Origin of the sequence: Vibrio sp. 070316B (assembly GCF_013114115.1) — a bacterium.
GTDB lineage: Bacteria > Pseudomonadota > Gammaproteobacteria > Enterobacterales > Vibrionaceae > Vibrio > Vibrio chagasii_B.
In genome coordinates, this window is record NZ_VTYC01000002.1 from 54,239 (window position 1) to 76,413 (window position 22,175).

Below are 22,175 nucleotides of genomic sequence, written 5' to 3' on the forward strand. Positions count from 1 at the left end.
TGTAAAGAGGAGAGGAGCAAGTATAGTGCCGAAAGATAAAGTCTTTCATAACAAAGATTTATATTCGAGCTATTCATTTTTCTCAATTTGAGAATGAAGTTGAAATGGAAACAAAAACCACAAAAAAGGTTGATAATGACAAAGCCACTATCAACCTTTAGCAATCGGTGGATAACGATCAGTTGTCGTCCCCAAACTTACTCAATACGGGTAATGAAACTGTATTTATCAGAGTCCGCTTTCGTCATCCAATGCTCACCAGAAGCTGGGGCTGAATTTAGGGTAAACATATAGAAAGCGATCCCTTTGTCTCCCATCACCTTCTTAAAGTAAGTCGCTTGGCTGCGATGGCTCTCATTAGTGTAAGGAAATTCTTTCGCGGTTTTATCTCCCTCAGCCCAACTATGCACACCAACCTGCTTATTCTGTTCAATGGCTTTACTGGTGTCTGCACGTTGTAAAATACGTGGGTAACCCGCTGCGAATAAGTCCGTACCACCCGAGAAAACCGACCCTCTTGGAGTCACGATGGTTGTCATCTTATTGCTATGGATCATGCGTCCGGTGTACATGTTGATTTCATCATCGGCACTCCCGCCAATATGATTATCGAACTTTAATGTCATATCTCGGCCTTGAGATAACTTCACAATATCAAACAGCTGAGAATAGGTTGATGCGCCTAACGTTGAGTCAATACGCTCACCAACACCGGGCTTATTAAATCTATCTCGGTAAAAGGCTTGAAAAGCGAACGAAGTAGTAATCGTGACTTTGTTATCTTGTAGAGAGCGGGTTAGCACCGTAGAGCCTAGCGTTGTCACGTAATCTAACGCTTCGGTATAGAACTCAAATTCAATAGGCCGTTTTCTGTCACTAGTTGTCGTTTGGATTAACGTGGTTTCATTCGACACTGAGCGCTGTGCAGCATTGCACTCAAACGCATCATAGAAGTTGCCTTCCTTGTAAATGCCACAGGTATCGACTCCAGCATCGGGAAGATACACATCAATAGTTTGTCCTAGCCGGTCGACAAGCCTGATAACTTTCTGCTGCTCACTTATATCCTCGGCAAACATCACTTTCTCGTACTTCACCCCATCGTAAGTCAGTCTGAAGGCTTCTTGGATCTCTTCTCGCTCTTGATACAACTCTCCTAGCTTGGCCGATGAGAACACGTAATCGGCTTTAGGTTGAGGTAATTGTTTCTTCATTGTGTTAGAGCCAGACTGGCATCCAGCTAACAGGATTAATGGTAATGCCAACAACGCGTTTCGATAGTACTTCATGCAATGATTCCCCAAACGTAAGATGGGGAAATTCTATTATTTAGACTTCAAACTATCTGTCTTGGGAATGTAATAGAATGTACAGCGACTGATACTCGAAAAAACGGGACTGCCTCCAAGCTCATTGAAAGTCACCCGAGAGTTCCAAGTATCCCATTGGGTAGGCTTAGTGCACCTACCGCCTTACATCTAGTCTCTTGAAATAGAACCTCACCATTAAACCCATTCGAAAATTGGGTTTGGTGGCGGCCAGTCTTACATTTGAACAATGTTTTTTATTTTTGTTATAAATGCCAATTCAGCATTGAACTAACTTATAAAGTGTTTAATCATTTGCATCAGGTATTTTTCGTGAAGCATTCGAACCGAATATGCAACTATGATTATCCTGGCAAGATAATTGCACTCATGAAATCTCATAAGTTAAACACACGATAAGGCTGATAATGGAATGACAAAACCTAGAATGATCATCGTGGAAGATGATTTGAAGCTTCAAAGAATGTTGCAAGACTACTTTATCGCACAAGACTTTGACGTCTCGGTACTCGATGATGGCAGCAGTGCTGCACAGACTATCCTCGCTGAACAGCCAGACATTGTCTTACTGGATCTGATGCTTCCTGTAAGCGACGGACTTACAATCTGCCGACAGACGCGTACACATTACAAAGGTAAAATTCTGATGCTCACCGCTAGCGATGACGACTTTGATCATGTCGCAGGCTTAGAGACCGGGGCTGATGACTATGTCACCAAGCCAATCAAACCAAGAGTTCTGCTTGCAAGAGTTCGTTCATTATTACGCCGCCAAGACGCTAACACCGCTTCAGCCGATGACTCGGACAGCCTACAGTTCGATCAACTGTTGTTGAAAAACACCTATAAGAAATGCGAACTAGCGGGTGAGGTTTTGTCACTTACCGACAGTGAATTTGACCTACTCTGGCTATTAGCGAGTAACCCAGATACACCACTATCTCGTGACTATTTAACACAAACGTTGCGCGGCATTGAGTATGACGGGATTGATAGAACCATTGATAACAAGGTCGTACGCCTGAGAAAAATACTGGGTGACGACCATGCGCCAGCAGAAAAAATTCAGACCATTCGCGGTAAAGGTTACTTATTTGTTTCCACCGCTTGGCATTAACCTCGCTCAGTACGAGCGTAATGAAAGAGAACAATTATGCGACGTATCTATTTGGAGTCCCTAATAGGGCTGTTAGTTTGTTTTATGGCAGGTATTATCGCCTATGAAATCAGTGTCTATCAGCTCAATACTGACTACGAATATGTACTGCAAGATTATGAAGCGGCAGCCCATCAACAGCTGATAGAAAACATCGCTAAGAATCAAGGGCTTGAAGCTGCTCATCAAGCGATAAACCAGTTTGTCGAAACCACACGAAATAAACTGGTGATCCTCAGCCCACAAGATGAAGTACCAGGTCCCGTTTCACAATTCTTCATTGCTCATCCAGACACCTTTATCTTTCATGATGACGAACGTGACCTGTGGTTTCGCTTAGCAAGTAGTGACAACACTTACCACTACCTCCCCAACAGCGAAGCGTTTGTTAGGCAAAAGATAGAGTTAGAGGATGATCTTATTTGGTTGTTCTTTTTAGGAAGCTTTATCTTGTATGGCTTATGCCACGTACTGATCATATTCCGCCGAGTTAAAAAGCTAGAATCTGCCACTCTCAGCTTTGCAGAAGGAGACCTCTCTTCGCGCGCTGAAACCTCAAGTGGCATTGCGATTGGATCATTGAACAAGTCCTTCAACCTCATGGCCGATCGGATTCACCGCTTAATTGAAAGTAATCGCTCGCTCACCAATGCGGTCGCTCATGAACTACGCACACCAATATTTCGTATTCAGTGGCAAGCTGAAATGCTGAAAGACACGCCGTTGAGCGAAGAACAAGAGAAAACCATTGAGAGCATTGTTGAAGACACGGAAGAGATGGAGAAGATGGTTGATGAGCTCTTGTATTATGCCAAGCTCGATAGCACTGAACTCGAAAGCCTACAGCAGCCATTGGAAATAAAAGACTTTCTCAAGCACGCGACGACGCGCTGGAGCAAAGAGACCGCGCTCAGTATTGACCTTTACTTACCAGAACACGAGCAATCGATAGTGGCTGACGAAACCCTGCTCAATCGTGCATTGGATAACCTCGTACGTAACGCAATGAAATTTGCACGCACACAGATTTCAATTGAAGTAACTAAACACCAAGAGCAGCTGCAAATCGCGGTACACGACGATGGTGATGGCGTTGCAGAAGAACACCGAGCACACCTATTCGATCCCTTTTATGTTGGCGACAAAGCACGTAACAAAGCGAAGAGTGGTCATGGCTTAGGGTTATCTATCGTCCATAAAATCTGCGCCCAACACCATGCAACCGTCCAAATTGCTCAAAGCCCAAGTTTGAAAGGTGCGGTCTTCACCATCACTTTTCCACTGTGTAACGAAGCAGCTGACAAAGCCATACAGTAACGACAAAACACCTCTGAAATAATGCTCACATCGGTTGGGAGACACTGTCTCCCTATCCATTTATTCGATCTAGATAACCTTGGTACCACTATTGATGGCTTGTCACTTGAGTGCGGCGAAGAACCGCTCCGACGTTCTTTATGAGTCATGAGTGCCAAAGGGTAACCCTCTAGATCCCAATTATTCTAAAGGTATGTTTATGAAAAAGTTATTAGTTGTTTTGGGCATTGTCTCTCTTGCAGGCTGTTCAGGTATTAGCCACAACGATGAAGTGTACACAGCGCACGCCGAAAGCTTCAACATCGTAGGCTTCCAAATTCCTGGTAACACACAAGATCGTGCAATGGAACTGGTTCCTGAAGGTGCAAGTGTTGATACCATCCGTTCAACAAACTCTGACACAAGCTCCGCCCTTGGTATCATCAACCGTATTATCGGTATCGACTACGTACAAGTTGGCGGTAAGAAACAGTAAGTTGCCAGAGCTTGCGTAACTTTAAACGCTAGCGAACCCAAGCAAGAATCTTCAAACCAGTGGCATTCGTCGCTGGTTTTTTTATTCCTGGCGTTTTGAGCTCTGTGCCAAAGAATTCCTCAAAAAGCGCAATGCAAAATAAATGACAAATTAGGCAATAACCCTCTAAAAGATAAAAACTTCGTCAAAACTGTTCTTAAAATCAGCTAATAGCCGAAACGCGTAACGTACTCCTCCCAACCATTTACCCTTCTATCAATTTAAGCTCGATTAATTGAGGCACAGATCAATTCACGTGAAGATCTTATTTCGCATAAAAAAGTATCAGTTAATAAAAGTGTCATGATTTTATAAATAAAAAATATAAGCACATCGAAAAATAAACATAAATCATAACCATCTGTAAATACGAGAAATATAGATTTCATGAATAAAAGAGAGCCCTGCCATGCTACTAATTAATTCGATCGAATAATGTAAATTCAATGTGATATTTTTGTTACGTTTTCATGGATTTTACATGGAAAGAGAAAATAACAATGAAAATGAAAAAGCGTTTAGTTGCCGTTGCTATAGCGAGTGCTATGTCTTTATCCGTACACGCGGGTGAATCCGTTAGCATTAATCAACCGATCAACTTTACTAGCTTCTCTGGGTTAAATACTCAGCTAGGCGTCAGTAATGCCTCTAGCTTCAAGATGGTTAAGGAAGTTAACCTGAAAAAGCGCGGTATCTACAAAGTTAAGATCCAACAAAACATTTGGGGGACGCCGGTTTGGGGACACTACCTAAACGCAACCCAAAGTGTTCAAGGTGGCGCGCTTAAGTCCGTTCAAGGTCGCTACTTAAAAACCACCACTCTGGAGCGATCTTTCGTTAAGCCATCCATCAACAGTGCTCAAGCTGTTGAACTAGCGAGTAAAGACCTAAAAGCCCAGAGCGTAGCTAGCAAATCACTAGACAACGTACAACATGAGCTGTTTATCTACCAAGGCGCGTCGAAGCAAGGTGTTGGAGCACAAGGGGCAGATAAGACACGCCTCGTGTACGTGGTTTCTTACCTTGTGAAAGGTAGCGAAAAGCCTTCACGCCCATTCACTATGCTCGACGCTCATACGGGTGAAATCATCGACCGCTGGGAAGGTATTGCTCACGCTCAAATAGGGACAGGCCCAGGCGGTAACGAGAAGACTGGCATGTACGAATACGGTACCGACTACCACTACCTTGATGTTCAAGAGAATGGCACTGAGTGTGTGATGGAATCGGAAAACGTTGTCACGGTTGACCTAAATGGCGCAACAGACGGTGATACTGTTTACAGCTACGAATGCCCTCGCAACGAACATAAAGAAGTGAACGGAGCTTACTCTCCTCTGAACGATGCTCATTACTTCGGTAACATCGTTTTCGACATGTATAAAAACTGGTTCGATACAGCACCACTCTCTTTCAAACTCATGATGCGTGTCCACTACGGCTCGAACTACGAAAACGCCTTCTGGGACGGCAAAGCGATGACCTTTGGTGATGGTGAAAGCTTCTTCTACCCACTTGTAAGCTTAGACGTGTCTGCCCACGAGGTGAGTCACGGTTTCACAGAGCAAAACTCAGGTCTGATCTACGCAAACCAATCTGGTGGTATGAACGAAGCATTCTCTGATATGGCCGGAGAAGCAGCAGAATACTACATGAAAGGCACCAACGACTGGATGGTGGGTCGTAACATCTTTAAAGGTGACGGCGCTTTGCGTTACATGGATGACCCATCGCGTGACGGTTCTTCCATCAACAACGCATCGGAATACTACGACGGCTTAAACGTGCACTACAGCTCAGGCGTGTTCAATAAGGCGTTTTACCACCTAGCAACGACACAAGGTTGGGATACCAAGAAAGCGTTCGAACTTTTCGTTTTAGCAAACCAAATCTACTGGCAGGAAAACAGTGATTTTTGGCAGGGTGCGTGTGGCGTGAAAAACTCAGCCACTGACCTTGGTTACAGTACCGAAGATGTGGTTTCCGCGTTCGCACTGGTTGGTGTAACACCATGTGATGAGCCACCACTACCGCCAGAGCCTGAATATCAGCGTCTAGAAAATGGTATTGAAGCACCAGTGGCTGGTGAAACAGGTTCCAAGACTTACTTTGATATCGAAGTACCAGAAGGCCAAAACAAACTGACGATTGATCTGGCTGTCTCTACGGGTGATCCAGATATGTATGTCGGTCTCGATTATGCACCAAGCCCACAAGAGAACATCTGTAAAAGTGAAAGCGTGACCGATGAAGTCTGTGTTATCGATAACCCAACAGCTGGTCGCTACACCGTTAACATTCTGGGCTACTCAGATTACACAGGTGCCAACCTGAAAGCGTCATACGAAGCTGGCAGCACTAACGTACCACCGGTATCTTCGTTCGAACACACTGTGGTTGGCAAAGAAGTCGAACTTCGCAGCACAAGCTCAGATAGCGACGGCCAAATCGTCTCTTACCAATGGAACCTTGGTGATGGCAACACGCAAACGGGTGAAGTAACTCGCTACACCTACGCTGAAGCGGGCGACTACGTGGTAACACTGACCGTAACTGACGATGCTGGCGTTGCAACATCAACAAGTAAATCGATCACGATTGAAGGCGACTCTGCGGAAGGTTTCCCACTAAAACTGAAGTTCGGTAATAAGAATCCGAATGGCAAAGCTCGCGTCAAGCTGGCATGGGATTACGACACAAACGACTACTTTGTGATTAAACGTAACGGCAAGAGTGTTGGTGCAACAGACTTCAACTCATACGTCGATAAGTTCCGTCACAACGGTACGGTAGATGTGGAGTACCAGGTATGTACCTCAAGTGATGTTTGTTCAGAAACCAAGCACTACCGTTTCATCAAAACACAATAATCGATAGTTAATTCAGGGCTCCGAAAGGGGCCCTTTGACTATGTGGGTAATGAAAATCCTCATCGCTAAAACAATAAAAAAACAAAAATATAACGATAAAAAGGACATCAAATGGCTATTCAAAAAAGTATCCTCGCTATGGCTCTATTTGGCAGCGCTACGGCTTATGCATCTTTAGGAATCACACCGCCAGAAAACTCTGAAGTTTGGATCACAACCGATGCTGACGCTCAACACCTGATAGTGGAACACGGCGCAACGGTATACCCAGCTGTGAATGGAAACAAACACTCCATCGTTGCAAAAATCAACGCAAAACAGTTGGCTAAACTATCTAGCCACATGCACGAAGAAACCCACCGCTGTGGTGGCTACATGGTGCATGAAAACAAGGCTAGCGCATTAAAAGCTGCCGCAATGCCGCTGACAATGAGCACCTTCGAAAAGCCGACGATCAGCCACCAAGATACAGTGAATGATTTACTCGCTCAGGTTGAGCCAAGCAATATGGTTACGACCATCGAAAGTCTAACCAACTTCACCAACCGTTTTTATACCACTTCTACGGGTGTTGCTGCTTCAGATTGGCTGCTAGAGCGTTGGAAAAAGGAAATCAAAGATGTGCCATACGCTTCGGCACGCCAAATCACGCACGCAGAGTATCCGCAAAAATCCGTCGAAGTCACCTTACTTGGCGCGAAGTATCCAGAAGAGATCGTTGTCGTTGGCGGACACCTTGATTCAACCGTAGGGTCTTGGAAAAGTGAAGGCACTATTTCCCCGGGGGCTGATGACGATGCTTCTGGTATTGCTACCGTCACAGAATCGCTGCGTTTGATGATAGCTAGTGGTATTCAGCCAGACAAAACCATCAAGTTCTATGGCTATGCGGCTGAAGAAGTGGGACTGCGTGGTTCACAAGATGTTGCTAATGCCCTGAGAGACGAACAAGCGAACGTTATCTCTGTACTTCAGTTGGACATGACTAACTACAACGGCTCCGCGCACGATATTACCTTCATCACCGACTACACCGACAGCAACCTAACGGCTTACCTGAGCGAGTTGATTGATACCTACGCGAGCGACATCAGTTACAGTTTTGACCGTTGTGGTTATGCCTGTTCCGATCACGCCTCATGGCACAACGTTGGCTACCCTGCAGCTATGCCATTCGAGAGCATGTTCAACGATTACAACCCGAGCATCCACACGCAGCATGATACGTTAGAGAACTCAGATCCGACGGCAACCCATGCCTCGAAGTTCGCGAAACTGGCGATTGCTTACCTCGTTGAAACCAGCCTTGATTCACCCGTTGCTGGGCCAACAGAGCTAGAGTCTGGTGTCCCTGTTGGCGACCTATCTGCTGGCTATGGCGAAGAGCAATTCTTCAACTTTACAACTCAGCAAGCTGGTCAGTTAACGGTAACTTTGACTGGCCCTCGCAGTGGCGATGCCGACTTATACGTCAAATATAACGGTGTGGCATCAAAATCAAACTTTGACTGCCGCCCATACCAGAACAGCAGCAACGAACAATGTGTATTAAACAAACCTGCGGGCGAATTCAGCATCATGGTGCGCGGCTATCGCAACTTCAGCGATGTGTCTATCATCGCTAACTTTATTCCTGAACTTCTCTAGGGCTGACTAGCTAAACTCAAGCATGACACGGCTTACTGCCAAAATAACCAAAACAAACGCAGCCGACCTGGCTGCGTTTTTGTTAGAGAGACTGAGGAACTTGAGAGCCAATACTATTTTACGAAAATGCGTTAATTTAAGTGTAAATAGAGAAATTCGTTTCACCTAATAATGACCATAAATATATTACGCTTATTTGAATCAGTGAAAACCACTCTCACATATTAACTTAAAGAAAAGCTAAAATAGAAAAATCTTAATTAGATGATCCTTTATTAATTCTATTCTCTCCTCTCTATTATGGAAATCCACAACTCAGACCAGTAAGAAAGTTTAAATAAAATTAAACAAACTTTCATTTTATGATTTATTTAAAGTAAACAAATGCCATAACCTTATTTTAAATAAGGGCAAAAATCAACGAGCAACCCCATACACACCAAGGCATAACCAATAAAATCAGCAAGTAAGACCAGTTTAATTCTGGGATATTGGTTCAATAAAAACAAGCGCTCAATACACCAAATAAATAAGTAATCAATGCATTTAATAAATATTGCATATATTAATTAGATGTATATTATTCACAAATAAACCAAGCTTATACGTGAATTTTATAAGTGTTATATTATTTAAAGTTCGGACATTCGTCTGAATTATAAGAAATCTTAAAAATAATCAACACTGCTTATATTGGAACAAGTTATGAGTGCTAAACTAAAAATAATGCTTTCTATTATGGGGCTAACAGTCATGTTAATCATGACGACAAGCTTTTTAAGCTGGAAGAATTTCGAGACTTCGTCGACCGTAAGTTATAAAAAACAGTTGGGATATAAATCTCAACTTATCGCAGATACTATCGGACAGAAAATTAATCGCTACTTTGATATTTTGAAAGTAGTGAGCAATGAGCTGTCTTTCGATGAGCGTGGTCAAGTCGACACATCGCGGGCAATCACAACGCTCCATAGTGCCATGAGCTCAACCAAGGTTACTAACATCTACTTTTCTCTAGCGGATGGCACTTCCTACTCGTCAAAAACCAATGGCATCATCGAAAACTTTAATGCCAAAACCAAACAACGCGAATGGTTTTTGAAAGCAATGAATGGCGAGGACAAAATCATTACTCGTCCTTACCTGGCGTCAACCGGTGACCAAGTAATGTCTCTAGCAACGCCTATCTACAAACAAGGCAAGATTGTCGGCGTTGTTGCTCTAAACATCCTGGTTGAAGACCTGACCAGATTCACCGAGCAACTCACCACAAATAATAAAATCTTCGTCACTCGTGAAGATGGCTTTATCTTAGCCGCACAAAACGCGTCTTTGATAGGTAGAAATATCTTCAACGAGATCCCAGCTTTTGCGAACAGAGACACCACGCGAGAAGAGAGCTTCGAGTACGTTTATCAGAATACAGAGTTCTTGGCAGCAGGCGCTAAAATCAACGATCTTCATTGGAGTGTATGGGCGTGGGATAAAGAGACCAATGTTAATCAGGACTCAAAAGATAACCTGACTCAAACTCTGATCACCTCTTTGACGCTACTGCTTATTTGCGCGGGTTGCGTGTACTACGTTGTCGAAGTTTTGGTTTACCGCCCACTCGGTGGAGAGCCAAGCGAAATAGAAGCGACCGTAGCTAAAGTGGCCTCTGGTGACTTTACCGCAATCAAACAACAACAGGGCAAAGCAATTGGTATCAATGCTGCCGTTAACGATATGGTCAATGAGCTAAGCACCACAATTGAGACCATCCGTAACTCATCGAACGACCTGTTTGTCTTCGCCGAAGGCATAACCAACGCAGCCGATAGTGTAAACGCAAGTTCCGCTTCGCAAATGGAACAGTTAGAGCAGACTTCGACGGCAATGAACGAAATGTCTGTCGCTGTAGATGAGGTTGCGCAAAACGCCCACCGAGCTTCAGAAGCAGCGATGCAAGCAGCGCAAGAAGCACAGTCTGGCAATCAAACATTTGATACCGTGAATCACAGTATTGTGAGCCTCTCTCAAGGTATTCAGGAAGTGTCTGATGTGATCAATACCGTGGGTGAGAAAACCTCAAGTATTGGCACCGTGCTGGACGTGATCAAGGACATTGCAGATCAAACCAACCTGCTTGCTCTTAACGCTGCCATTGAAGCTGCGCGAGCAGGTGAGCAAGGCCGAGGTTTCGCAGTTGTTGCTGACGAGGTTCGTAACCTAGCTAACCGAACTCAACAGAGCACCAACGAGATCCAAGAGGTGATTACTTCACTTCAACATGAAGCCAATAGCTCTATGGACATGATGCAGACGAACCGAGAAGCATCAAATGTCACCATGGAAAATGCGAAAAGAGCGCAGGCTTCACTCAATGAAATCTCGAGCTCTATTACCGTCATTGAAGACATGAATACACAGATAGCCACAGCGACTGAAGAGCAAACTCTTGTCGCTGGCGAAATCAATCAGAGTATCGTTGACGTCAATGACAAAGCCCGCGAAACACACAACTTGTCGGCATCAAACCAAGAGAAAGCCTCGGAACTGATAGCGCTGTCTGAAAAGCTCACGCAAGCAGTCAGTACCTTTAAGCTAAACCGTTAACCTCAACAGCATTTGATAAAAACTGATTAGGGGGAGGCAATTCCCCTAATCACAACGCCAAAGCGAAAACCTCATCTCACTGCCCGGGTGATTTGAGTAAACGATTTCTCGAAGTACCCCTACACACAACCTCTAGCTGTCTCTTTTCCATCTCGGCAAGGAGAGGCTTTTTGCTTTCTAAATTAAGCATATAACTTCACTAACAATAAGGATAAACCTATGAAGTTAAAAAGATTAGCACTTATTACTGCTATGATTTCATCCAACGTTAATGCCTTTCAGGTCTGTAACATCGGCGACGAATATAACGTCTTGGACAGCGAAAGCTTTCATCAGATCCGACAGAAAAACTATGATGCCTTCGGTGAAGGTATTACGCCTGAAAACCTTTTTCCATCAGCGCCAGAGCACATTGTCGACTTAAAACCCTCTCTCTCTGAAGCCAGTGATGTTTTCCCTGAAACTGCTACCTTACTAGAAACAGGACCCGCCTCAGCTGTTACGCTAGCACCGGAGGAAGCAGCAAGGCTGATGGACACCTTGGGCCGTTCAACGACAGGGCTAGCGCAAGGTGCATTAGAAGCTCTGGGACCGATTGGCGACGCGGTTGCCGTTGGACTTTGGGCAAATGAGGTCGCAACTAGCTTCCAAGATGAATCACGTACCTCTTACGATCGATTTGCCACTGTAATGGGACTCGTCGATTGGTTTGGCGTTTTAAAGCTGCCCGCGAGAGAGATCGACCGCCAAATTTTGAGTAGTCGCTGGGATAGAATTGCAGCAGGTAACCATTACAGTTATCACGTTCATGAGGATCTCGTCACCCAGCAAGATTTAAGAGACAAAATTTATTGGGCAGAACTCGCCTCAGATCAGCAAGCGATGTTGAACGCCGTTGCACGCGGCTTTGCCACCGATCTTGCCCTCAAATACCAACAACATTATCAAGAAGTGGTAAAGGCTCAGACCATTATGGCGGAAGAGCTGATCACCGCGGTCGATCACGAGCTCCGCAAGGCCATCTTTAGCCAACTGGTTCTCGACCATAAAGACTCTCGACTGTTTGCATCGGACATTGCCGCTAGCTGTAACGAGGAAACTCGAGTACTGGCAGACCTTTATCCTGATCATGATATTGAAGAGAGTAATTCCCTGCCACCAGCATTACCTTCCAAACGCCAAGCAAACCGCGCTCTGGCCAAACTTCAGCACTGTCAGCAGAACCTGCTAAATCAAGCCATTGCCAAACTGAATGAGTTACGAACAGGTCAAATTGAAGGGCTTGATCAAGCTGCAGTTCAACAGCTGTATGCTCGCACACTTGCAGCCAAAACACAGATCATTGAAACGGCAGATAACCATACCAATCTGCTGATGAGTAAGCTGCAAAGAGATATGTTCACACAAGGTGATATCGCCATAGAGCGACTATTCCGTTCAGGCTCGGTCGACACCATGCATAATTTCTTCAAGGGACAAGCAGAGCGCAGCGCCATTGACGAGATGACACGCAGCATTCTAGGACGCCCAGCAACAACACAAGAAATACGCAACAAAGAGATCGTCCTTCAAAGTGGCTACGAGAAATGCGTTCGTATTGGCATTCTAGGAGGCGATCCAAACTTTAGAGGATGTGTTGAGTACGCTTGGGTGCCGGCAGAAACTCGCCCATTTATTCCATCTGAAGATAGCGTGATTGCTCAGATCTCCGTGCCAAGCAAAGAAGCAGTAAAACGCGTGCTTTTCGATTCACTTAGTAACCTAATTGATCATGGCTGGAATGCCGAAGCTGAGGAGCGTTGGTTGGAACAACAGCTGTTGGACTTTTCTGCGCAGCAACGTCTAAAACAGCAAGCCGAATTCGACAAACAACAGGTTTATCACTGGTTACTGGACTCAAGCGCAATGCTTGAAGGTGAATGTGGTGGCGGTAGCGCATGTGCAGGGTGGAGCTTGTCTTACCTTCAAAAAGAGAACCTTTCACGACAAGCGTCGCTGCATTACATCAACAATTGGCACGCAAACTACTCAGGCAAAGGCGCCTATGTGCACTCGAAGCGCTATCAAAAGCTTGGTGGCTTGATTACCGCTGCGCTAGAAAGCGAGTGGCAAGCTAAGAGAGCTGTCGAATTTTATAGCTTCACTTACCCAGGTAGCATTGACCTTCAAAAAAATGCACCACTAATTTATTCCGCACTGAAATCATCCTCACTGGATCTTGCTCATCTGGAAGGCAACACGCTGCAACTCGCGAAAGGGATCGTAAAAACTCGTCTTGCTGAAGCGATCAGTGTCTCCGACAGCAACGGAGTTGAGTGGCTACATTCACAAGTGGGCCAATTCCAGCGCTATACATCGATCATCCATTCTCAGCATATCTCTACTGGGCACTACGCCTCTGGGGAAGGTGAAGTCACCGCTCTGTTTTCAGAGATGCTGCCTGCTCACCTTATGCGCTACCTGATTTCAGACATCATCCCTGATAGCTACGATGCGCGCATTGAGCGCTCCATCGATGCCATCTTTAACCCAACGTCTGAACTCAATCAAAAGCTCGATAAGTTAAGCAATACAAACGAAAACTTTACCGATAAACCGGGCCGTAGCTGCATGATTTACTACCCATACCTTAAGATCGCACTGCTTGATGTTGCGGCTGATGATGACCTGTATTGGATTTCGCCTATCTCAGAATGGTACGACGCCGTCACTCGCCAACAGCTCAATATGTTTGGGGCTCTGAAGTATGCCGTCATCAATCAGAACACTTTCGGCATTCCATGTGATTTAAGCCCTAACAGCTATCAATACCAATAAAGGGCGGACACTATGAATTCTCATTTTTTATTACTGCTCTGTTGTCTGAGTTTTACTGCCTTCTCTCAACCGTTTGATGTGCTCAAACAGCCAAACCGTTCAGAGGAAGAGGTGACCCAGCTAGCAGAAGACTTCAAAGACTGGTCAAAGGCTTCCAATGGTTGGCGCTACTCCTTCATAACTGCCAATGAAAAGGAAGCGGTGGAAGACTTTTCAATTTCTGGCTATCAGACCGCTAATGACTACCTAAGGGCGACTGACACCTCAACATGGGGTGTCGCGGGAGCAGATGCGAGGCATTACATTCGCACGGTTAAATCAGCCCTCAACAAGCTGCCAAAATACAAAGGGACCGCCTATAGAGGGACTTGGGTAAAACAATCTTTACTTAATAAGCTCGAAGAAGGGGACGTGTTGGTCGAGCCAGCGTTTACCTCAACTTCTACTCTCCCAGAAGTCGCTAAGCGCTTTTCGGTAGTGCATCCCAACTCCCCGCAAAGGCTCAAGCGAGTCCTGTTTGAAGTCAAGATCAATCAAGGGGGTCACACCATTGCAGGGCTTTCGGAATACAGCAAAGAAGCAGAGGTTCTGTTTGCGCCAAATGCACACTTTCGAATCACCCAGATAGAGCGAACCTCTACCCATACCTACATCGGCGTGGAAACGGTGAAGGCACCTGCCGTCAAAAATACTCAGAAATATAACCTCTATTCAAGCGAAGAGGTAGAAGCGTCATTTTGGCACTCTCTCGTTTGTACATAAGCTAAGGATCAAGCAATGAAAAAATTTATTTGGGGGCTTTGCCTCTCTTTATTGACAAGTTTTTCGGCACAAAGTGAGGAGTTTCCAGAGTTTAAAGGGCGTTCACTCTCCTATCAGGCGCAACAACAAATTGCGGATGACCTGATGGATTGGGCAACGACACACCATGTAAAAGCTGAAAAAAAGATGATCAGTGAAGAGTACTCTGCCATTAAGAATTACGGCCGAGTTGACCATGATGTGGTGAATGAATACATGAGAGCGGGAGAGCCTGAAGGCTACTTATCCGAAATGTTTGGCCGTACATTGAAATCACGCGTATTCCACATGCGAAATGTCATGAATAAACTGCCTAACTACAAAGGTACGGTTTATCGTGGCTCATCCATCAAGAACGCCCTACTCGATAAACTCAACGTGGGTGATATTCTGCATGAGAAAGCATTTTTGTCGACATCGACTCTACCAAGTGTCGCCAAGAACTTTTCTTCAGCCGGTGTTTATGAAGGTGCTTCTGCTGCTCAATTCAAAATTGAACTCAAGTCGGCAGGTCGCGCCATTAACGCGTATACGTTCAAACCAGATGAAGCAGAAATACTCGCGAAGCCAAACACCTACTTTCGAGTCGAAGCGATTGAGCGAGTCTCACCAAACAAAAACTACATCAAGATGCGAGAAGTAAAGAACCCTGCTCGATACCTAAAAGCGGAGCCTGATATCCACATCTATGACAGTTACAGCGGTGAAGAAGTAGCACTTCGAAGTCGTAGCTCACTCTATTGCCTGTAGTGTATCGTGCGCACGATTTTGTAGGCGGCTGATAAAAAAGACCATCATCAAGATGGTCTTTTTTTATTACTGAGGCTAGGGCTATTTAACTGGCTGTTTTACGCATTATCTTGCCACAAATGTATTCGCCAATAGGCATCGCTGAGGTCGCCGCTGGCGATGGTGCATTGCACACATGCAAGCTTCTTGGGCTCTCCGCAAACAGGAAGTCATGAACCAAGGTACCATCTTTGAGTACCGCTTGAGCACGAATACCTGCAGGGTATGGCTTGAAGTCAGACACAGTGATACTTGGGCAGTACTTATTAACCAACTTTAGATACCCCGGCTTCCACCACGAGTTTTTAAACTCAACCAAACCGGTTTTTAGGTGCTTAGCCGTCACCTTCCAAAAACCAGTAAAGCTCAGCATCTGCAAGGTATCCTTAACGCTAAAATTAAGCTTACCGTAACCTTCTCGCTTCCACCCTTGAACCGCGTTAGGTCCTACCGTTACCGAGCCATCAATCATGCGTGTTAAATGGACGCCGAGGAAAGGCAGTTCAGGGTCAGGGATCGGATAGATCAGGTGGTTCACCACTTGGTTATGTTTAGGATCAAGCTGATAGTATTCACCGCGATAAGGGACGATTTGGAAGTCGGTTTCAATACCAAGCATCTTGGTCATTCTATCAGCCATCAAACCCGAACAAGTGATCAAGAATCGACTGTTGAGTTGCAAGGTCTGACCGTCTACTTTACAGGTCAATTGCACCTCATCCTCTTGCTCATCCGCCATGATCACTTCTGTGCCTAAGCTGAGCTTACCACCAGCCTCCACAAACTCTTGAGCCATCACTTCGGTGACTTTTTTATAGTCGACGATACTGGTGGTTTTGACGTAAATCGCCCCTAAACCTGTGATGTTTGGCTCGGCAAGTTTGAGCTGCGCTTGGTCCAACAAATCGACATCAATATCGTTATCGTGGCAACGCTGATAGAGCGCGTTCATGCGCTCGACTTCTTGTTCATTGGTCGCAACCAATAACTTGCCACAATTTTCAACGGGGATATCATGTTGGCGACAAAAGGCGATAGTGCGCTCAACGCCACGCTTACAGAAATCCGCCTTTAAACTACCCGGAGCATAGTAAACACCAGCGTGAATCACGCCACTGTTGTGACCCGTTTGATGCTGCGCAAAGCCATGCTCCTTTTCGACTAAAAGGATACTTTTATCAGGGTGAGCTTGTTGCAATTGCCATGCTGTCGACACGCCAACAATGCCACCACCAACGATAATATAGTCGTATATTGAGTTCATAATGTTCCTACATTCAGTCCTTTAAATTATAGGGAAGAAGCGACAGTGTCAGGCTCGGTTTGAGACAAAGACTTTTGCTCTTCATCCGACTGCTTTTTCACTTGATTGATATCGTACTTACGACCGCTGTAGATGAAGATAACAACAAACAGTGCCACACCTACCAAACGAATCACGATTGACACATCAGGCCAGACCAAAGCCACACCTAAGGCAATCAATACCGCACGCAGCACAAGATTGATTTCGCTCTCTAGATAACCTTCAATCGCTGCAACAAACGCATAAGTGCCAATAATAGCAAAGCCGCCAGTCACTAAAACCGAGGTCACATCCCAACTTACCAAGTTGGTGTAAGCGATAAGTAGTGGCACCAAGTACAGGCCTTTAGCGATCTTCCATGCCATTAAGCCCGTTCTCATTGGCGGCGTTTTAGCAATGGTCGCGGCTGCAAATGCGGTTAAACAAACCGGTGGCGTCACGTTGCTGTCTTGCGATAGCCAGAAAATAATCAAGTGTGCAGAGAGCAGAGCAAGGCTGATCGCTTCCAAGCCTAAGCTTTGCTCAAGCAGCGTTTCCACAAAATCAGCCGGCACTAACGCTATTAGCTCTTTGGCTGTTTCAAGAGCCATTGGCGCATTCAGTAGTTCCAGTTTTTCTGGCGCTGCCAACATGAAAATCGCTTTCGCCTGTTCAGGTAACTGACCCGAAACCAACAGGTCAAGCAACTGACTTTCAGCAATCAACTTGTACAAGGCTGGAGCGGACAGAGTACCCAACACAATGTAAGCCGCGGTTACTGGCAGGCCCATACCGAGAATCAAAGATGCCAGTGCGATTAAGGCTATCATCACCAACAAGTCGCCATTGGCCCAGCTGTTGATCATCAATGAGAAGGTGTTACCAATGCCCGTGGTGCTGATCACGTTGATAACGAGGCCAATGCCCACTAACAATACCGCAGTGGTCGCCATATTTTTTGCGCCTTGAGAAAGCGCTTCGATGATCGCCTTTGGTCCCATTTTATGATTTTTAGAGAACCACGAAGCGACAACGACTGAGATGATTGAGATACCCGCAGCGTATGTTGGCGTAAAGCCTTGTACCAACAGAGTCACCAGAACCGCCAGTGGGATAAGGTTATGCCAGCCGGACAAGAGTACTTTTAATAGAGGCTCACAACCCGAAGAGACTTTTTGTACACCGCTACGCTTCGCTTCAATACGCACGAAAAACGCCACCGATAAGAAGTAGATAAGCGCTGGCAAGAAAGAAACCGCAATGATGTCGACATAAGGGATCTGTGTGTAAGACGCCATGATAAAAGCACCTGCACCCATCACTGGTGGCATCAACTGACCGCCCGTCGATGCAGCCGCTTCCACACCAGCAGCAAAGCGTGAAGGGAAACCCGCTTTTTGCATCAGAGGAATACTGATAACGCCCGTCGACACCGTATTGGCCACGCTAGAACCAGACACCGAGCCCATCAAACCAGAACCAATCACCGCAATAAAGCCTGGGCCACCAATCACTTTGCCCGCCGCAGCGCGAGACACATCAATAATGTAATCACCAACCCCCGAGCGTACTAAAAAAGCACCAAATAGGATAAACATGAACACGAAGGTCCAGCTGATTCTAGAGATAGAACCGAACATCCCTTCCGATGAATAAAAGCTTCGGTAAAGCAGTGTCTCAAGGCTCAAACCAGGAAAGTGGAAGATGCCACTGGTCCATTGCCCCCAAAGCACCACGTAGCTCAAACACACTAGAATGAGTACTGGAATAAACCAACCCATGGTACGACGAATCAGCTCAATAACGATGGTAATCGCCAAGATAGAGAAGAACCAGTCACTGGCGATGAACTTCACGCCTCGTTCATAAAGGGCATCTTCTGCAAAGGGAATGTAGATAAGGCAAGCCAATGCTGCCAATGCAATCCCGATATCGACAGCAAGAGCTACTTTACTCTTTTTCAGCGAGATATGAGCGGGATACCAAAGCGCACAAATGATCGCGAAACCAGCAAAGTGAGTCGCTGAAATCCAAAGCTCAGGCAAGGTAGATAAGGTATTAAACCAAATGTGTAATAGGGAGAGGATCACTCCCATAGTTGTTATCGCTTTACCCACCCAAGGAAAATCCGTTCGGGTCGGCAATTCAAATTTTTTCAGTTCCTGCTGCAGCGAATCGCTCATAGAAAACTCCTGCTCTCCACAACAAAATGCGCAGAGAAAATCCATAAAATAAGCAGGTGCACGAACCCATTCACAACGTGAACGTGCACCTAGCGGTTAAGCCATTAAAGATGGGGGGTCGACTAAAACAGTTAGCCGACGAAAGCTATTAGTTGACGATCAGCTCAGAAGGAAGCTCGATGCCCACTTCTTTGTAATAACGTGCTGCGCCCGGATGAAGTGGAACAGGAAGACCTGCAATCCCTTTCTCAAGCGCCATGGCTTTGGTTGCTTTGTGGATACCTTGTAAGAAAGGTAGGTTTTCATAGATAGCTTTGGTTAGCTGGTAGACATCTTCTTCTGAGATATCTTCACGAACCGCTAGGAAGTTAGGTTGAGCGATTGTGGTGATCGGCTTATCAACACCTGGGTAGGTGTTGGCAGGGATCTCGTACTTGGTCCAGATGTTGTAATCGCCATTCGCTTGTTTGATCTGTTCATCGGTAAACGACAGGATTTGAATGTCTTCACCCAGCGCTGCAAACGCTTGAGTTACCGCGCCCACAGGCACACCCGCTGGGGTGTTCATGCCGTCAATGGTGCCGTTTTGTAATGCGCTCGCGCTACCGCCGTAACCCATAAAGGCAAGTTTAAATTGTTCTGGGTTCACCGACAGGCCCTGCATGATCTGGCGACCTGAATTCTCTGTACCTGAGTTTTTCTTGCCGATGGAGAATTTCTTACCATTAAGATTCTCTAAGTCGCTCATGGTGCCTGTTTCAGTCAGGTCTGAGCGAACAATAAAGTGCTCTACGTTTTGCCACAGCATAGAGACTGAACGCAGTTGGGTTTGACTGCCCGACTTCTCGTATGGCCCTAAACCTTGCCAAGCCCATGCACCGTACAAACCTTGCAAGATAGCAAACTGGGCTTCGTTCTCATTCAATAGTTTGACGTTCTCACCCGACCCAGCAGAGCTGATAGCCGCCAAAGAAAAGTGCTGCTTCGGCGCAAGCTTAACTTTACTCAATGTCGCCAACGCTACGCCTACTGGGTAGTAAGTCCCCCCAGTTGAAGCTGTTGCTAAGATGTAGCTGCGCTCTTCTTGAGCGGAGGCGTTGCTGATAAGGCCAATAGATGCCATTGCGATTGCTAAAGTTTTAACTAGCTTGTTGTATTTCATTGTTACTCTCCATGTAGAGTTATTCACGTTATAGTTTTGTTAACAACAACTGCTAGATAGCAAGCACAATGCCAAAAATTAAGCTATTGATTTAATTGAGTTTAAATAAAAAAATCAATAGTGATAGGCGGATTATTGCTTATTCGATGCAGATATCATGAGCCATTTTTTGCTCATTCAAAATGGGCATTAACATCTATATAAAGCCAGTCACATCACACTTTAGTTATCAAATGTGACCGGTATTCATAAAATCACAAATACAGAGTGAGCCATTTATTGCTTACTAATCTTCAATAAGCATTACAGTCAGATTGATCACTAAGAATCGACATAATCACTGCGATTCAGCGCATAACGCACCATTTTTTGGTTCAATGTTCGACGAGGTAAATCCAAATCTTGCATCACGTCATTAATGCGCCCTTGATAACGCACTAACGCATCATGAATGACTTTTCGCTCAAAGCTCTGCACCTGAACCGCCAGAGGAATACCCGCTGTCGCAGATTCCGTTACTGAGTTAGGACGACACGCCAATATGTCTCCCACCGTTAAACTTTCATCCAGCGCAAAACGAATCGCAACATTGCGCAGCTCACGCACATTACCCGGCCACGCATACGACAATAACGCATGGCGATCCGCTTCACTGGCCACTCGAGTTTCGCTGTTCGCTTCTTGGGTAAAGTGTTCAAAAAGAATGAGTGCGTCATCTTCACGCTCACTAAGCGGTGGCAAGTGCAGCTGGGCAACGTTCAAGCGATAGAACAGATCTTGGCGAAAGTCAGGGTGGTTCAATAAGTCACATTTAGAGGCAGATACTACCCTCAAATCAACGTGTTGCTGCTGGTTGCCACCCACACGCTCAACCACATTATCTTGTAAGGTGCGTAACACTTTGACCTGCATAGACAGGGGCATGCTCTCGATTTCATCAAGAAATACCGTGCCTTTATCAGCAAATTCAAGCTTACCAATGCGTCGTTTAGCCGCTCCGGTAAACGCTCCAGCCTCATGTCCAAATAGTTCGCTTTCAAACAAGTTCTCTGGAATGGCACCACAATTGAGCGGCACAAAAGGGTATCTTTTACGCTCACTAAACTCATGCAAGCAAGAAGCGACCAACTCTTTGCCACAGCCAGTTTCACCGTAGATGATCACATTAGTATCTATAGAAGCCACCTTCTGTATCTGTTCGCGCAGCTCGCACATCACCTTGCTGCGACCAATCAGAACCTGCTCAATGCCTTTTAGGTTATTTAAGTAGCTTTGGCGGTTAACTCTGTCTTGGCTGCTTTGATACTTCTCGACCGCTTCAGAGACAGTTTGGGAAAGGCGTTCAGGATCAAATGGCTTCTCGATGAAATCATAGGCGCCTTGATGTAAAGCCTTTACCGCCATATCAACATCACCATGCCCGGTGATCAAAATAACAGGGACTTCTGGCACCAAACTTTTAAAACGTCCAAGCAGCTCTACCCCATCTATATCGGGCAAACGCACATCACTAATGATGGTGTGAAAATCGCCTTGTTTTACTGCACTTAACGCATCTTGCCCAACCTCAAACGCAGTGACATCAAAGCCGGCTAACTGTAACCATTGGCTGGTTGCTTGACGCACAATCGCATCATCTTCAATCAAAGCTATACGTTGCATGGTCTGTTCCTAACACTTGAACCAAATATGCCGCCCACGGTATTCA

Annotated in this window: 14 protein-coding genes; 9 read left to right on the forward strand and 5 right to left on the reverse strand. The window is 45.5% G+C overall.

Annotated features, from left to right (window positions below; genetic code table 11):
- Positions 1-197: 197 nt before the first annotated feature.
- Positions 198-1,289: an alpha/beta hydrolase gene (locus F0251_RS02625; RefSeq protein WP_116871170.1), complete on the reverse strand. Its 1,092-nt coding sequence runs from the start codon at positions 1,287-1,289 to the stop codon at positions 198-200.
- Between the two features lie 451 nt (positions 1,290-1,740).
- On the opposite strand from F0251_RS02625, the gene F0251_RS02630 reads away from it, so the two are divergent.
- The 9 genes from F0251_RS02630 to F0251_RS02670 all read left to right on the forward strand — a co-directional run bounded on the left by F0251_RS02630 (position 1,741) and on the right by F0251_RS02670 (position 15,798).
- A complete protein-coding gene (locus tag F0251_RS02630; protein WP_061031990.1) occupies positions 1,741-2,445 on the forward strand; it encodes a response regulator in 705 nt (234 codons plus the stop codon).
- A gap of 36 nt (positions 2,446-2,481) precedes the next feature.
- Complete coding sequence (locus F0251_RS02635) at positions 2,482-3,801, forward strand: ATP-binding protein (protein WP_171730252.1); 1,320 nt, start codon at positions 2,482-2,484, stop codon at positions 3,799-3,801.
- A gap of 199 nt (positions 3,802-4,000) precedes the next feature.
- Entirely contained in the window at positions 4,001-4,276 is a 276-nt protein-coding gene (locus F0251_RS02640; RefSeq protein ID WP_061031988.1) for a hypothetical protein, read from the forward strand.
- 539 nt (positions 4,277-4,815) lie between these two features.
- Positions 4,816-7,185: a M4 family metallopeptidase gene (locus F0251_RS02645; RefSeq protein ID WP_171730253.1), complete on the forward strand. Its 2,370-nt coding sequence runs from the start codon at positions 4,816-4,818 to the stop codon at positions 7,183-7,185.
- Between the two features lie 111 nt (positions 7,186-7,296).
- Positions 7,297-8,832, forward strand: coding sequence for a M28 family metallopeptidase (locus F0251_RS02650; RefSeq protein WP_171730254.1), 1,536 nt, complete (start codon positions 7,297-7,299; stop codon positions 8,830-8,832).
- A gap of 705 nt (positions 8,833-9,537) precedes the next feature.
- On the forward strand, positions 9,538-11,430 hold the full coding sequence (locus tag F0251_RS02655) for a methyl-accepting chemotaxis protein (RefSeq protein ID WP_171730255.1): 1,893 nt from the start codon (positions 9,538-9,540) through the stop codon (positions 11,428-11,430).
- Between the two features lie 219 nt (positions 11,431-11,649).
- On the forward strand, positions 11,650-14,247 hold the full coding sequence (locus F0251_RS02660) for a hypothetical protein (RefSeq protein WP_171730256.1): 2,598 nt from the start codon (positions 11,650-11,652) through the stop codon (positions 14,245-14,247).
- 12 nt (positions 14,248-14,259) lie between these two features.
- Positions 14,260-15,009 (forward strand): ADP-ribosyltransferase, encoded by a 750-nt coding sequence (locus F0251_RS02665; RefSeq protein WP_171730257.1) that lies wholly within the window; start codon positions 14,260-14,262, stop codon positions 15,007-15,009.
- Between the two features lie 15 nt (positions 15,010-15,024).
- Complete coding sequence (locus F0251_RS02670; RefSeq protein ID WP_105058569.1) at positions 15,025-15,798, forward strand: ADP-ribosyltransferase; 774 nt, start codon at positions 15,025-15,027, stop codon at positions 15,796-15,798.
- Positions 15,799-15,883: 85 nt separating this feature from the next.
- Here the strand turns inward: F0251_RS02670 and lhgO are convergent, their stop codons facing one another.
- The 4 genes from lhgO to F0251_RS02690 all read right to left on the reverse strand — a co-directional run bounded on the left by lhgO (position 15,884) and on the right by F0251_RS02690 (position 22,129).
- Entirely contained in the window at positions 15,884-17,101 is a 1,218-nt protein-coding gene (gene lhgO, locus F0251_RS02675) for an L-2-hydroxyglutarate oxidase (RefSeq protein WP_061031981.1), read from the reverse strand.
- Positions 17,102-17,127: 26 nt separating this feature from the next.
- Positions 17,128-19,305 carry a TRAP transporter permease gene (locus tag F0251_RS02680; protein WP_171730258.1) on the reverse strand — a complete coding sequence of 726 codons (2,178 nt, stop codon included), beginning with the start codon at positions 19,303-19,305 and terminating at the stop codon, positions 17,128-17,130.
- Between the two features lie 148 nt (positions 19,306-19,453).
- On the reverse strand, positions 19,454-20,467 hold the full coding sequence (locus F0251_RS02685) for a TAXI family TRAP transporter solute-binding subunit (protein ID WP_008216106.1): 1,014 nt from the start codon (positions 20,465-20,467) through the stop codon (positions 19,454-19,456).
- 321 nt (positions 20,468-20,788) lie between these two features.
- On the reverse strand, positions 20,789-22,129 hold the full coding sequence (locus F0251_RS02690) for a sigma-54 dependent transcriptional regulator (protein ID WP_171730259.1): 1,341 nt from the start codon (positions 22,127-22,129) through the stop codon (positions 20,789-20,791).
- Positions 22,130-22,175 lie beyond the last annotated feature (46 nt).